Annotated in this window: 11 protein-coding genes; 3 read left to right on the top strand and 8 right to left on the bottom strand. The window is 68.8% G+C overall.

The genetic code is table 11. The annotated features are described in order from the left end of the window. Nucleotides 1-23: 23 nt before the first annotated feature. Entirely contained in the window at nucleotides 24-3,035 is a 3,012-nt protein-coding gene (locus ABIC66_RS21660; RefSeq protein ID WP_354073023.1) for a glycosyl hydrolase family 28-related protein, read from the bottom strand. A gap of 162 nt (nucleotides 3,036-3,197) precedes the next feature. Here ABIC66_RS21660 and ABIC66_RS21665 point away from each other — a divergent pair, with 162 nt between their 5' ends. Beyond that, nucleotides 3,198-3,773 carry a gluconokinase gene (locus ABIC66_RS21665; RefSeq protein WP_354073025.1) on the top strand — a complete coding sequence of 192 codons (576 nt, stop codon included), beginning with the start codon at nucleotides 3,198-3,200 and terminating at the stop codon, nucleotides 3,771-3,773. Here ABIC66_RS21665 and ABIC66_RS21670 read toward each other — a convergent pair. Beyond that, nucleotides 3,762-4,439, bottom strand: a complete 678-nt coding sequence (locus ABIC66_RS21670; protein WP_354073027.1) for a FadR/GntR family transcriptional regulator — start codon at nucleotides 4,437-4,439, stop codon at nucleotides 3,762-3,764. The two genes, ABIC66_RS21665 and ABIC66_RS21670, sit on opposite strands and share 12 nt — an antisense overlap. A 298-nt stretch (nucleotides 4,440-4,737) precedes the next feature. Between ABIC66_RS21670 and ABIC66_RS21675 the strand changes: the two genes are divergently transcribed. Further along, on the top strand, nucleotides 4,738-4,998 hold the full coding sequence (locus tag ABIC66_RS21675) for a helix-turn-helix domain-containing protein (protein WP_502910388.1): 261 nt from the start codon (nucleotides 4,738-4,740) through the stop codon (nucleotides 4,996-4,998). 143 nt (nucleotides 4,999-5,141) lie between these two features. Then, nucleotides 5,142-6,500: an FAD/NAD(P)-binding protein gene (locus tag ABIC66_RS21680; RefSeq protein WP_354073029.1), complete on the top strand. Its 1,359-nt coding sequence runs from the start codon at nucleotides 5,142-5,144 to the stop codon at nucleotides 6,498-6,500. 37 nt (nucleotides 6,501-6,537) lie between these two features. Here the strand turns inward: ABIC66_RS21680 and ABIC66_RS21685 are convergent, their stop codons facing one another. The 6 genes from ABIC66_RS21685 to ABIC66_RS21710 all read right to left on the bottom strand — a co-directional run bounded on the left by ABIC66_RS21685 (nucleotide 6,538) and on the right by ABIC66_RS21710 (nucleotide 14,545). Beyond that, complete coding sequence (locus tag ABIC66_RS21685) at nucleotides 6,538-8,037, bottom strand: CoA-acylating methylmalonate-semialdehyde dehydrogenase (RefSeq protein ID WP_354073031.1); 1,500 nt, start codon at nucleotides 8,035-8,037, stop codon at nucleotides 6,538-6,540. Nucleotides 8,038-8,071: 34 nt separating this feature from the next. Further along, nucleotides 8,072-8,881: a 5-deoxy-glucuronate isomerase gene (iolB, locus tag ABIC66_RS21690; RefSeq protein ID WP_354073033.1), complete on the bottom strand. Its 810-nt coding sequence runs from the start codon at nucleotides 8,879-8,881 to the stop codon at nucleotides 8,072-8,074. After that, the gene (gene iolE / locus ABIC66_RS21695) at nucleotides 8,878-9,777 is read right to left on the bottom strand and encodes a myo-inosose-2 dehydratase (RefSeq protein WP_354073035.1); all 900 of its coding nucleotides are present in this window, start codon (nucleotides 9,775-9,777) and stop codon (nucleotides 8,878-8,880) included. The genes iolB and iolE overlap by 4 nt, the downstream gene beginning before the upstream one ends. Nucleotides 9,778-9,780: 3 nt before the next feature. Next, entirely contained in the window at nucleotides 9,781-11,625 is a 1,845-nt protein-coding gene (iolD, locus tag ABIC66_RS21700) for a 3D-(3,5/4)-trihydroxycyclohexane-1,2-dione acylhydrolase (decyclizing) (protein ID WP_354073037.1), read from the bottom strand. Nucleotide 11,626: 1 nt separating this feature from the next. After that, complete coding sequence (locus tag ABIC66_RS21705; protein WP_354073039.1) at nucleotides 11,627-13,558, bottom strand: bifunctional 5-dehydro-2-deoxygluconokinase/5-dehydro-2-deoxyphosphogluconate aldolase; 1,932 nt, start codon at nucleotides 13,556-13,558, stop codon at nucleotides 11,627-11,629. Between the two features lie 114 nt (nucleotides 13,559-13,672). Continuing rightward, nucleotides 13,673-14,545: a MurR/RpiR family transcriptional regulator gene (locus tag ABIC66_RS21710; RefSeq protein WP_354073041.1), complete on the bottom strand. Its 873-nt coding sequence runs from the start codon at nucleotides 14,543-14,545 to the stop codon at nucleotides 13,673-13,675. Nucleotides 14,546-14,634 lie beyond the last annotated feature (89 nt).

A 14,634-nucleotide genomic window follows, 5' to 3' on the forward strand; every position in this document is an offset into this window, starting at 1 on the left:
GCCGATGTCGGGCCGCTCACCCTTTAGGGCGTCACCGCGTACAGCGAATGGTGCGTGAGGACGAACAGGGTCTTCCCGTCCTCGCCGCCGAAGATCAGCTGCAACGGGCGCTCCGGCACGTCGATCCGACCGGCCAGCTTGCCATCCGGGCCGTAGTGGAAGATCTGGCCGTTGGCGACGAACACCCGGCCCTGTCCGTCAACGGCGACGCTCTCGCCGCCCCGGTTGGCGAACACCTTCAGATCGGTCAGCGTCCCGCCGGGGCCGACCTGGCCGCTGTAGGTCTTGTTCTCGGAGCCATTGGTGACGAACACCCGCTCGCCGACCGCGCCGCCGATCAGGCCGTTGGCTTGCAGGCTGTCGGCCCAGCGCCAGCCAACGTGATCCGGCGGACCTTGCTGCCACACCCGGAAGGCCGGCAGCGACACGCTGCCGTCGGGCGAGACATATTCCTGGGCCTTGGGCGCGGCGACGTCGCGGGCGAACATCTCGGCCAGGGTGGTGAAGTGGTCGGTGGCCGGATCGTATTGATCCCTGAACTCGCCGTTGTTCCACCAGTTGACCGGCAGCAGCGTCTTGCCGCCGGGACGCGAGGCCGACGGCGTCGGCGCGATCATGGTCATCGCGTCCTTGGGACCGTTGGGATCGATCGAATAGACCGAGGCCTGCGGACCGTATGACGACACCACCAGCAGCTTGCCCGAGCGGTCCATCGCCAGGTTGGTGGGATCCAGCGACTGGTCGCGCACGACCTCGAGGCCCTTGGCCTTGGTCCAGCGATAGATCCGCTGGAACCGCTTTTCGATGAAGTAGAGCGCCCCGTCCGCGCCCACGGTGGCGCCGGAGATCGACCAGAAGCCGGTCTCCAGCTTCTGGATCTTCGGGTCGGTGGTCGGCATGACGGGCGTGGTCGGGCCGGTGACGTCCAGCACCGCGAACTCGCGCTCGCGCACCTCCTGCTTACGGGTCTTGTCCTGGATCGCGTTCTCGAACGGATACTTGCTGGCCCGCAGATAGGTGCCGCAGCCGATCTTGTCGCAGAGGGCGACACCGCTTTCTGCGTTGATATGGACGTTGCGGAAGCGGATGTCGGACGAGTTGAACAGCTTCACCGCCGTCTCGGCCGGATGGTACGACCGCGTGACCCGGTAGCCGTGATAGTTGGCGAACAGGATGTTGCGCGAGTTGCGCACCTCCAGCGAGACGGCGTCGGGTCCGTCGCCGACCTCCTGCTCGGTCTGCGGCGCCAGGAACTCCCAGTTCTCCACGTTGTCGAGCACGAACTCGTTGCGGACGTGGTGCTCGACCGAGACCTCGTAGATATGGCCCGGCGTCTTGGTGTCGGAGATGTAGAAGCCGGCCGAGGCGAAGGTGTTCGGGCTCCAGACGTTGGCGAACGTGCCGCCGCCGCCGTCGGTCACCCAGATGCTGGGGTACTGCGCGTCCCAGCGGCCGTCGGCCACCGGATCGCCGCTGCGGGCCTGGGCCGCGCCCAGCGACTTGCCATCGGCGGTAGGCGTGCCGCCGCCGCCCATGATCTTGACGTCGGTGACCTGCGAGGTCGCGCCCGACCGCCACAGCAGCGCCGAGGCGCGCGGGTTGACGCGCCCGGTGAAGATCCCCAGCCCGAACAGGATGTTGTCGCCGCCCTTCGGCGATTCCAGCACCGGTTTCACCGGTCCGATCTCGGCGTGGCCCGGATTGCCGTCAGGAATGACCAGTTGCGTGACCGCCGGGTGCAGGCCGATCAGTACGGTGTCGGGCCGCAGCTTCAGAGTATCGGACACCATGTAGAAGCCGGTCGGCAGATAGAGCACGCGATGGGTGTCGATCGCCTTCTGCAGGGCGGCGGTGTCGTCGGTCTGACCGTCACCCTTGACGCCCAGGGTCTTGACATTGGTCCACTCGGCGACCGGCGGCAGGCCGCGAAGCGCCGGGGCCGACGCCGCCGGCAGGGCCTTGAGCGGCGTCACGTCGGCTTGCGTCTTGTACTCGCCCATCTGACCTAGGCCCGCCAGGGTCAGACCGTAGGTGAACGAGGCGACCTTGTAGGCCTTGCCCCTGCCGGCCACGGTGTTGCCGCTGTCGCGGAAGCGGGCGAACACTGGCGTGTTCGCGGCCACGGCGTTCTCGAAGCCGATCTGGGTGAAGACGCTGTCCTCGGCCGAGATCACGACCCCGGCCTTGGAGACGTTCTCGAAGCGGACGTTCTTGCCCCACAGGCTGTCGCTATAGCCCCGGTCGATATCGATGCCGACCGGCGTGTTCTTGATCGCCACATTGACCAGGGTCAGGTCGACCTCGTGCTCGCGGATCGCCGCGTCGCGCTGACCGTCGAAGGTCGAGTCGATCAGCGTGAACTGCCAGGCCGGCGAGGTCTTCTCCGTGACGATGCCGTAGCGGCCACCGTGGAAATGGACGTCCTCCATGACGTTGCCGGCCTGGTAGACGCCCGCGAAGGCCGAACCCAGGCGGAAGTCCATGTGGCTGAGGAAGGCGTGCTGGGCCATGCGGAACCGCACGGCCGCCGCGGCCGGATTGCCGTCGCCGATCTCGACATCGACATTGGCCATGGCCGAATAGAAGGTGCCGGAATTGGCGTCACGCACCTTGGCGGTCTCGGGCCTCACCGTCGGCACCGGCACCGGGATGTCGCCGACCTGGTACTGGTCGCCGCCCGTGAACACGATCATCGTGCCCACGCCCTTCTGGAAGCCCGGCGTGTTGGGCGCCAGCACCAGGACGGGCCGGGTCGGTCCGACCCCGAAGATGCGCACGCCCGGCGGCACCAGGATGCTGCGGCTCAGCCGATAGCGGCCCGACGGCAGGAAGACGACGCCATGGCCGGTCTTGTCGCGCGCGGCGTCTATGGCTTTCTGAACAACCTCGGTGTCGTCGGCGCGGCCGTCGCCGACGCCCTTCACGGTGACCGCGCGAGGATCGTCTGGCGCCGTCAGAAGAACGGAGGGCGTGGCGGCCGCCACGGCGGCGGGACTGGCCGCCATCAACAACGCCGACAACAGGACCGCTCTCATGCCACTCACCCAACTGTAGTTTCAGTCAGTGATAAAACGGCCGAGCGCAGCCACCATCCTCGACCATGGTCGTAGTTACGCCTCGGCGCGACCCCGATAGAAATCGGCTCCAACCTTGGCGCCCTCGCGCGCCAGCCGACCCGCCAGTTTCGGGGACACCGCTTGCCGCCGCCATCCAGCCTCGCACGCCCCGCTGGGTTCGCCGTCATCGCCATGGGCGTGAGCGGCTGCGGAAAGTCGACGCTGGGCGGTTTGCTGGCCGGCCGGCTCGACTGTCCATTTCTGGAGGGCGACGACTTTCACGACACGCGCGCCGTCGCCAAGATGAGCGCGGGTCAGCCCCTCAGCGACGACGATCGCTGGCCTTGGCTGGATCGGCTGGGCATGGCGATCGGCGAGGCGCTCACGCCCGGCGGACGGGTCGTGGCGGCCTGTTCGGCGCTGCGGCGCAGCTATCGCCAGCGCCTGCGCGAGGCCATTCCAGTTCCCACGCGCTTCGTCCTGCTGGACGCCAGCTATGACGAGCTCCTGCGACGGCTCACGCTGCGCGCTGGCCACTACATGCCCGCCAGCCTGCTGGACAGCCAGCTGGCCACGCTCGAACGACCCGGCCCCGACGAGGATGTCTTCACGCTCGACGCCGCCACGCCGCCCGAGCGGCTGTGCGAGATCACCCACACGTGGTTGGAAGACGACGCGCGCCAGGCCGCTGGCGGCCTGCGCGCCTCAGGGCATTAGCCGCTTTCGCCCGCAGGACAGGTGCCAGCGCATGGCCAGGGCCGCGCCGTCGCCGTCCTGCGCTCGGATCGCCTCGACGATCATCTCGTGCTCGCGCATCATCGCCTCGATCGCCTCCGGCGGCCGCGAGCGCGAGATGTCGACGCCCGCACGCATGATCTTGTCGACATCGGCCTCCAGCGCCTCGAACGCGACGAGAAAGGCCGGGTTGGCGGTGGCCAGCACGATCTGGCGGTGCAACTCCATGTCCTCGGCGTGGGCCGGGGCGCTCGACAGCAGCGCCGCGCGCAGGTTCGACAGCGCCTCTTCGATGCTGGCCATCTCCTCGGCCGAACGCCGGACCGCGGCCAGCCGGGCCGCCTCGGCCTCGAGCACGAAGCGCACCTCGTAGCTGCCCATGGTCGAGGGCAGCTCGGACAGCGGCATGTAGGCGCCCAGCTTGTCGGACGGCCGGTTCTTCACATACGAGCCGGCCCCTCGGCGGGCCTCGGTGATGCTGTCGGCGGCTAGCCGGACAAGGGCCTCGCGGACGATGGTGCGCGACATGCCGAACATCTCGGCCAGGCGCGCCTCGGACGGCAGGCGGTCGCCCACCTCGAGCCCGTCGGTGTTGATCATCTCGACGATGCCCGTATAGGCCCGATCGGCTAGGCGGCCCTGGTTCATCCGAAAACTCCCCCATCGACGTCCGGACGGCTCTCCAGGGGCCAGAATCTCGGAACGGCGACGCGCGGGCAGAATACCGAAGCCGTGCGACGTCGCAAACCTGTATGACAGATTTCGATCTCGTTCGAAAAATTCGCAATTGTTTCCGCTAACATTGACCATTTCACTTGAATCTGTCCAACTAATATCACTACGTTCACGGAACGCGAACCGCCCGCCGGCGAAGACCGGCGCCTTGAGAAAGCGGGATCCAGTCGTTTCAGGACGGCCGTCAGGGACAGGAGATGCAGGGGTGAACATGATGACGAAGCACAACGACATCGAAGCGGACGCGCGGGGCGGATTTTGCGACCTCACGCCGACCCAGCTGAAGGTGCTGGAGGGTGTCAATTCCGGGCGGCTCAACAAGCAGATCGCCTTCGACCTCGGCATCGCCGAGGCCACGGTCAAGGCGCACATGACCGCCGTGATGCGCAAGCTGAACGTCCACAACCGCACCCAAGCCGCGATCGCCGCCCAGCTGATGATGGGTCTGCGCCCCCGCGTCGAAGCTCAATAGGCCGACATTGCCCTAGGTGACGCCCCTTTAGCGGCGGCGGACCGTGATCATCGGCGCGCGAGCGGCTCACACGTGTCGCCGAGAAGGGTTGCAAGTCGCCGGGGGATCGTCGACAAAAACCTATCAGTTTGATAGGTTTTTGTATGCCGCATCCGTCAGCGCCTGTCATCGCCGTGATCGGCGCGGGGTTCAGCGGCGTCATGACCGCGCTCAACCTCCTGCGACGGTCCCCCGAGGCGAAGGTCATCCTGTTCGAGCGGCGCACGCCCGTCGGCCTCGGCGCGGCCTATGCGACCCACAATCCGGGCCATCGCTTGAACGTCCGCGCGGGCAATATGAGCGCCTGGCCGGATGATCCAGCCCATTTCGTGACCTGGCTGCGCGCCCGCAACTTCGGCCTCGGCCCGGCGGACTTCGCCACCCGCGCCGACTATGGCCGCTACCTGCAGGGGCTGGTGGCCGAGATCGCCGAAGGGCCCGAAGGCGCCGGCCGCCTGGTGGTCACGCCCGACGCCGTCGTCGGGATCGAGCCGGGCGGCGACGGCTGGCGGCTGCGATGCGCCATGGGTCGATCCGTCACCGCCCATGCCGTCGTCCTGGCCCTGGGCAACCCGCCGCCGGCCCGGCCGCCCGGCGTGGACGAAGCCTTCGCCGCCTCGAACGCCTATGTCGCCGATCCCTGGCGCTGGAACGCGGCCGAGTTGCCGCCCGGGCCGGTGATGCTGATCGGCACGGGTCTGACCATGGTCGACGTGGCCCTGTCCCTGAACGACGCCCAACACGGCCGGCCCATGCTGGCCCTGTCGCGGCGCGGCTTGGCCCCGCTGCAGCACGACGGCGCGCCGCCGCGGATCCTGCCCGCCCCGCCCGCCAACGACCTCTCGCCCCTGCAAGCCTTCGCCTGGTTGCGGCGCGCGGCGGACGAGCACGGTTGGCGCACGGCTATCGACGCCACCCGGCCCATGACCCAGGCGCTGTGGCGCGGCTGGTCGCCCGCTCAGAAGCAGGCCTTCCTGCGCCACGCGCGGCCGTTCTGGGAAATCCACCGCCATCGCTTGGCGCCCCAGGTCGCCCGCCGGATCGCCGCCATGCGCGCCACCGGCCAGCTAACCCTGGCCGCCGGCAAGATCCGCAGCTTGACGCTCGAGCCCGACGGCTTCGCCCTGTGCCGCTGGCGCGGGCGCGGCGAACACGGCGGCTATGTCTTCCGCGCGGCCTCGGTGATCAACTGCACAGGCCCGACCGGCGACGTGCTGGCCTCGACCGATCCGCTGATCCAGGACTTGGTCAAGCGCGGCCTGGCCCGGCCCGACCCGCTGCGCCTGGGCTTCGACGTCGACGACAGCGGCCGCGTCCGCGACGTCTCCGGCCAGGCCTCGCCTACCCTGCTCGCCGTCGGCCCGGCCACGCGCGGCGCGTCGTGGGAGATCACCGCCGTGCCCGACATCCGCGGCCAGACGGTCGCGGTCGCCGAGACGGTCCTGGCCGCGCTCCGTCCCTAAGGCGGCCCCGCCCCCGACCGCCCCGCCTGGAACAGCGCTATCGCATGGTCGGGATGACAAAGCTCTGGTCCAGCACCGCTCCGCCCTTGGGCCAGCGCTGGGTGACGGTCTTGGTCCGCGTGTAGAACCTCACGCCGTCCAGGCCGTATTGGTTCAGGTCGCCGAAGCCCGAGCGCTTCCAGCCGCCGAAGCTGTGATAGGCGACCGGCACCGGGATCGGGACATTGATCCCGACCATGCCGACCTCGACCTGATCGGCGAATTCACGGGCGGCGTCGCCGTTGCGGGTGAAGATCGCCACCCCGTTGCCGTACTGATGGCGAGAGGCCAGACCGACGCCCTCCGCCAGGCTCTCGGCGCGGACCATCTGCAGCACCGGGCCAAAGATCTCGTCGTGATACGAGCGGCTGGTTGGCTTGACGTGGTCGAACAGGGTCGGACCGACGAAGAAGCCGTCCTCGTGGCCCTGCAAAGCGAAGCCGCGACCGTCGACGACCAGCTCGGCGCCCTCGTCGACGCCCATCTGGATGTAGCTCTCGATCCGCGCCTTGTGGGCGGCGCTGACCACCGGGCCGTAGTGGGCGTCCGGGTCGGTGCTGACGCCGACGCGAAGGCCGCCAATCGCCGCGACCAGCTTCTCGCGCAGGGCGACGGCGGTCTTCTCGCCCACCGGCACGACGACCGGCAGGGCCATGCAGCGCTCGCCGGCCGAACCGTAGGCCGCCCCGATGATGTCGGCGGTCGCCTGGTCGAGGTCCGCATCGGGCATGACAAGACCGTGATTCTTGGCGCCGCCCATGGCCTGGACGCGCTTGCCGTTCGCCCCGGCGCGCTGGAACACCGACTGGGCGATGTCCGAGCTGCCCACGAAGCTGACGGCCTTGATGTCGGGATGGTCGAGGATGGCCTCGACGCAGTCCTTGTCGCCGTGGACGACGTTGAGGATCCCTGGCGGCAGGCCCGCCTCCATCATCAGCTCGGCCAGGCGCACCGGCACGGACGGGTCGCGCTCGGAGGGCTTCAGGATGAAGGCGTTCCCGCAGGCGATGGCCGGGCCCATCATCCACATCGGGATCATGGCCGGGAAGTTGAACGGGGTGATGCCGGCGACGACACCGAGGGCCTGGCGCATCGAATAGACATCAATGCCGGGGCCGGCGCCTTGCGTGTATTCGCCCTTCAGCAGGTGCGGGATACCGCACGAGAATTCAATGACTTCCAGGCCGCGCATGATGTCGCCCTTGGAGTCGGCGATGACCTTTCCGTGCTCGGACGACAGCAGTTCGGCCAGTTCGTCCATGTGGACTTCCAGCAGGCGCTTGAACTCGAACATCACCCGCGCCCGGCGCTGGGGATTGGTCGCCGCCCAGGCCGGCTGGGCCGCCTTGGCGTTGGCGATCGCCGTGTCCAGCTCTGACGTCGAGGCCAGGGCCACCCGCGCCTGCACCTTGCCGGTATTGGGATCGAAGACGTCGCCGAAGCGACCGGACGCGCCCTCGACGGCGCGACCGCCGACGAAGTGGGGGATGCTGCGCATGAGGCGCTCCTTCTGGCTTACGGAATGACCAGGATCACGCCTGCCGCATGATCCAGTCGTGGGCCGGGTCGTTGCGGAAGATCCACTTCCGGTGCGGTCCGGCCATGACGTTGAGGTAGTAGAGGTCGTAGCCGTGCGGGGCCCCGACCGGGTGATAGCCGCGCGGCACCATCACCACGTCACCGTCCTGGACACAGATCGTCTCGTCCAGGCTGCGATCGTCGGTATAGACGCGCTGGAAGGCAAAGCCCTGCGGCGGATTCAGGCGATGGTAGTAGGTCTCCTCCAGCGCCGTCTCCTCGCCGTCGGCGGCGGTGTCGTGCTTGTGCGGCGGATAGCTGGACCAGTGGCCGCCCGGGGTGATCACCTCGACCACCAGAAGACCATCGGCCGGCGCGGTCTCGGGCAGGATGTTGCGGACGTGACGGACATTGGTCCCCTTGCCCCGCACCTCGCGCGGCATGTCGCTCTCGGCGATCAGGCGGGCCAGGCCGCCGGGCTTGCCGGGGGCGGTGCAGAGGGCCAGCTCGACGTCGGAGACGGCGGTCATCGCGAAGGGCGTGGCGGCCGGGACGTAGACCGCGCCCGGCGCTCTGTCCTCGAACACGCTGGCGCGGCCGCCCACCTTGCCGAACGCGGCGCCGTCGGCGCTGACCTCGGCCGTCCCGCTCATCACGACGACGCAGGTCTCGCGGTCGGGCGCGAAGCCTTCATGGATCTGGCCGGCCGCCAGCTTGACGACCTGGAAGCCAACGTGGGTCCAGCCGGCGGAGGCTGGGGTGATGTCGAGGACGGAACCGTACGCGTCCGGGGCGTGGGGGCGGACGAGCAGCTTGCTCATCACGCCGCCTCCAGGCCCGCCGCCGCGGCCTCGCGCTTGAGGGTCGCCAGGCCGATTTCGCCGTACTGGCGCGGATTGGCGATGGCCGGGTCCTGCTCGGCCTCGACGATGATCCAGCCGGAATAGCTGATCTCGGCCAGGGCCTTCATCACGGCGGCGTAGTCCAGCGAGCCGTCGCCCGGCACGGTGAACATGCCCGCCAGCACGCCCTCCAGGAAGCTGCCGCCATCCTGCGAAATGACCTGGCTGAACACCTCGCCGCGGATGTCCTTGCAGTGGACGTGGGCGACTCGCTCGGGGTGGTTGCGGATCATCGAGACCGGGTCCAGGCCGCCCAGGGCCGCGTGGCCGGTGTCGACGGTCAGACCGACCGACGGACCGGTATTGGCCAGGAAGGCTTCCAGGTCCTCGGGCCGCTCGACCACGGTGCCTAGGTGGTGGTGATAGGCGAACTTGAGGCCCTGGGCGGCGATGTAGTCGGCCACTTGAGTCAGGCGCGCGCCGAACGTCTTCCAGCCTTCGACGTCGAGACGCGGGGTCGCCGACAGGGCCTTGGCCTTGTCGCCGTGGATGGCGTTGCTGGTCTCGGCGTGGACGAAGACCGTGCAGCCCATCGCCTTCAGCAGATTGAGGTGCGACTGCAGCGCTTCGATCTCCTCCTCAGCCGATTGGACCAGCAGGTTACCGCTGTACCAGCCGCCGACCAGCGACAGGCCGTAGCGTTCCAGCAGGGGCTTCAACACCGCCGGGTCGCGCGGGAACACGCCGCCCAGTTCGACGCCTTCGAAGCCGATCGCCTGGCAGTCGGCCAGTACGCTCTCCAGCGGCGTGTCGCCGCCGAGTTCGGGCATGTCGTCATTGATCCAGGCGATGGGGCTCACGCCGAAACGGATGGTCATGGGTCAGTCCCCGGTACGCTGTTGCTTGATCTTGACTTCGTAGTCGGCGCGCGCGGCGTTGACCGCGGGACGCGTCGAGACCTCCGGCACGGCCACGTCCCACCAGGCGCCGCCCTCGGTGGTCGGCATCGGGTCGGTGTCGATCACCACCACATAGGTCCGGTCGCTGGCCTTGGCGCGCTGCAGGGCGGCCTCGAGTTCCGCGAGATTGGCCACCTTCTCCGACCGCGCGCCCAGGCTGGCGGCGTGGGCGGCGAAATCGATGTCCGGCAAGGTCTGGTGGACCGTGTCGGCCAGCAGGTTGTTGAACGCCGCCCCTCCGGTCGCGGCCTGCAGGCGGTTGATACAGCCGAAGCCCCGGTTGTCGAGCACGGTGACGATCAGCTTGGTCCCCAGCATCACCGAGGTGGCCAGTTCGGAGTTCAGCATCAGATAACTGCCGTCGCCGACCATCACGTGAACCTCGCGGTCCGGCGCGGCCATCTTCACGCCGACGGCGCCGGCGATCTCGTAGCCCATGCACGAGAAGCCGTACTCGACGTGGTAGCCGCCGGGCCGGTGCGTGCGCCACAGCTTGTGCAGTTCGCCGGGCAGCCCCCCGGCGGCGCAGACCACGACGCCGTCGTCGGCCGCGGCGCGCCAGACCGCGCCCAGCACCTGGGCGTCGGTCGGCAGCGGCCGAGCGTCGGCGGCTGTCGCGGCGTCGAAGATCGTGTTCCAGCCCGCCACCCGGCCGGTGGCCTCCCGCGTCCAGGCCTCGGGCGCGCGCCAGCCGTCCAGGGCCTCGGACAGCGCCTCGACCACCGCCAAGGCGTCGCCGACCACGGCAGACGCGCCATGCTTGTGAGCATCATGGGGAGCGACGTTGACCTGAACCAACTTGCGGCCCTCGGCGCCGAACAGGGCCCGAGAGCCGGTGGTGAAGTCCTGCAGCCGCGTGCCGACGCCGATCACGAGGTCGGCCTCCTCCGCCGACGCCACCGCCGCCGTCGCGCCCGTCACGCCGATGGCGCCCAGGTTCAGCGGGTGATCCCAGACGAGCCCCCCCTTCCCGCCTTGCGTCTCGGCGACCGGCAGACCAGCGGCGGAGACCAGGGCGGCCAGGGCCGCTTCGGCCCGGGCATAGAGCACCCCGCCGCCGGCTACGACCAACGGCCGCTTGGCCGCCTTGATCAGCGAAACCAGATCGGCCAGCTCGCGCGGATCCGGACGCGGCGCGCGGATGCGCCAGACGCGCTTCTCGAAGAAGGCTTCCGGATAGTCGAACGCCTCGGCCTGGACGTCCTGACAGAAGGCCAGGGTCGCGGGGCCGCAGGTGACCGGGTCCAGCATGACGGCCAGGGCGCGCGGCAAGGCGTCCAGGATCTGCTCGGGCCGGACGATGCGATCGAAATAGCGCGATACCGGCCTGAAGCAGTCGTTGGCGCTGATCGTTCCGTCGCCGAAGTCCTCGATCTGCTGCAGCACCGGATCGGGTCGGCGGCTGGCATAGACGTCGCCGGGCAGGAACAGCACCGGCAGGCGGTTGACGTGCGCTAGGGCGGCGGCGGTGACCATGTTGGTGGCGCCGGGACCGATCGAGGTGGTGCAGACCATGGCCCGCTCGCGTCGCGACTGCTTGGCGAAGGCGATGGCGGCGTGGGCCATGCCCTGCTCGTTATGGGCCCGCCAGGTCGGCAACACGTCGCAGACGCCGTGCAGGGCCTCGCCCAGGCCAGCGACATTGCCGTGACCGAAAATCGCCCAGACGCCGGCGAAGTACGGAACCTCGCCCGCCGCGGTCTCGACGTATTGCGCGCAGAGCCAACGGACGGTGGCCTGGGCGGCGGTGAGACGAACCAGCGTCATGCTACGCGGCCTTCTCCGCGGCGCCGCGCAGACGCTTCCAGGCGTCCACCAGCACCTTGAACTTGCTCACGAGCGCGGCGACGGCCGCCTCGTCGTCGATCCGGTCGGCCAGCCACTCGCGGGCGACATCGTAGAAGATGGTTCGGCCGACGGCGAAACCTTTCACGATCGGAAATGGCGCCACGACCTCGAACGAGGCGACCAGCTCGGCCTCCGGCGCCGACAGGCCCAGCAGCACCACGCCCCGGCACAGCGGGTCGTTGTCGGTGATGGCGATCTCGATCTCGCGCCACGCGGCCGGGTCGGTCAGCGGCTCCAGTTTCCACCAGTCCGGGCGGACGCCCAGGGCGTAAAGGCGGCGAATGGCCCTCGCCACGGTCTGGCTGTCGCTGTCCATGCCCTTGGGCAGGATCAGCTCTAGCAGCAGTTCGTGGCGGGTTTTCCGGCAGGCGTCGAACAGCCGCAGCAGCTGACGCTCCTGGCGCTCGCGCAGCTCGATCTCGTCGTCGGGATGGTAGAAGACCAGGCACTTGACCACCTGGCCCAGCGGCCATTCGGTCAGCTCGGTGGCGACATCGGCCGAGCTCTCGAACTCCAGCGGCCGCGACTTGGGCAGCTCGATCGGTCGAGCGATCCAGTAGTCGTGGTCGGCGGCCTGGGCCAGGGCGTCGAAGCCGAAACGGCCGTCCAGCAGCATGCCGAACCGCGCCTCGTCGCGGCCGGCCACCGCCTGCACCGCGCGCAGGGCCAGGGTCTTGAAGCGCGGGATGCGCTCGGGATCGCCGCTAGTCTCGTCGATCAGGTCCAGGAACTGGCTGCGATGGTCGATGGCCAGCACGGTCAGCTCGTCATAGACGCCGTCGCGGGTGGTGGCCCAGTGGATATGCTCCAGCTCGGCGTCCTCGCGCAGCCGGAACGGGCGCGCCTGGTCGGACAGGAAGGCCTGAAGCTCGATCCAGGTCGGCATGGCCGGCGTGCAGCCGTGGCGCGAGACGACAATGGCCCCGCAGGCGTTGCCCCACTCGCAGCAGATCTCGACCGGCTCGTGGCGCAGCCAGCCGCGCAGGAAGCCGGCCATGAAGGCGTCGCCCGCCCCCAGCACGTTGAACACCTCGACCTTAAAGCCGCGCGCGCTGACGCCGTCGTCCAGGCGTTCCGGGATCGCGCCCGGGAACGCCACGCACCCATCCGCGCCGCGCTTGCAGACCAGCAGGGCGTCGGGCGCGCCGCGCCGGATGGCGCGCAGGGCCGCCAGCGTGTCGGTCGAGCCGCCCAGGATATGGATCTCTTCCTCGGTGCCGACGATCAGGTCGCAGAGGGCCACCACCGCCTGCAGCTTGGCGGTGACCTCCGGGTTCTCGACGAAGCGGTTCTCGCCCGCGTCCTTGCCGGTCAGGCCCCACAGCACCGGACGGTAGTCGATGTCGAAGGCAACACGGCCGCCGGCCGCCTTTACCGCCTTCGCGGCCTTCAGGCTCGTCTCGTAGACGTTCGGCTGCGACAGGTGGGTGCCGTTGATCAGCACGGCCCCGGCCTTGGCGAACCAGGCCTCGTCGACGTCCGATGGCTCCAGGGCCATGTCGGCGCAATTCTCGCGATAGAAGATCAGCGGGAAATTCACCCGGTCGCGGATGCCCAGGATCACCAGGGCCGTCAGGCGGTCGGGGTCGGACAGCACCCCGGCGACATCGACGCCCTCGCGCTGCAGCTGCTCGCGGATGAAGCGGCCCATGTGGTCGGCGCCGACGCGGGTCAGGAGACCCGTCCTTAGCCCCAGGCGAGCGCCGCCGGCGGCGGTGTTGGTCGGGCTGCCGCCCAGGTACTTGGCGAAGGACGCCATGTCCTCCAGCCGACCGCCGACCTGCTGGCCGTAGAGGTCGACGCTGGACCGGCCCACGGCGATGAGGTCAAGGGTCTCTACGTCCTGGGCCATAAGGTTCCACGCCACTTCGGGGCCGGCTCCCTACCGGCGATGCGTAACGCATATTCCACACCCAAAAGCCGTGCAACATTCATTTCATTCTGGACCTGAAATGGAACGAACGGTTCAGCGAAGCCGCTTGCCCTTCTTCTTTTCCTTGCCAGCCTCGAAGGCGAAACTGATCACCAGAGCCTGGGCCAGGCAGATGGAGGCGGCCAGCGACCGGAAGGTCCGCACCTCGGACTCGCGCACGTGCAGCACCAGTTCGGCCGGCTTGGCGATCGGGCTGACCAGGCTGTCGCTGATCGACAGGATCCGCGCCCCGCGCTGGGTGGCCATTTCAACCGCCTGCACCGTCTCCTCGGCATAGGGGTGGTAGCTGACGGCGATCAGCAGGTCGCGCGGGCCGATGGTCTGGACCTGCTGCTTGGTCAGGCCCGCCACGCCGTCGATGAACATCGTGCGCTTGTTCGCCTGCTGCAACGAATAGGCCAGGTACGAGGCCACGGGGAACGAGCGGCGGAAGCCAATCACATAGACGGTCTCGGCCCGATCGATCAGCGCCACCGCCTCGCGCAGATCGGCTTCGCTGACCGTCTGGCCCAGGTTCTGCAGGGCCAGGGTATTGCCCTCGACGAACTCGTCCAGCACGTCCGCGCCGCCCTCGGGCTTGCGGGCCACGGCCTGGTTGAAGTGACGAACGCGCTCGCTGTAGCCCAGGCCCGCATGGCCCGACAGCAGGCCATCGCGGAACAACCGCTGCATTTGGCTGGCGCCCGCATAGCCGAAGCTCTTGGCGAAGCGGACGATGGCCGAGGGCTGCACCCCGCAGCGTTCGGAAATCACCGCCAGGGTCTCCAGCGCCAGTTCGTTGGGCTCGTCCAGTACGTAGCGGGCGATCTGCTGCAGGCGCTTGCTCAGCGAATCGTAGCGCTCGAGAATCGCCGCTCGCAGCTCCTCGGCCGTGGCCGGCGGGTTCGACGTGGTCTGTTCGGTCATTTCCGCCCCGATATGCTCACTCCAAGTTTAGAATATCCATTCCGCGCCCGAACACAAACGCCCCTGGAAGCGCTTCCCAATTCCACATT

This window comes from Caulobacter sp. 1776 (assembly GCF_040545685.1).
Lineage (GTDB): Bacteria > Pseudomonadota > Alphaproteobacteria > Caulobacterales > Caulobacteraceae > Caulobacter.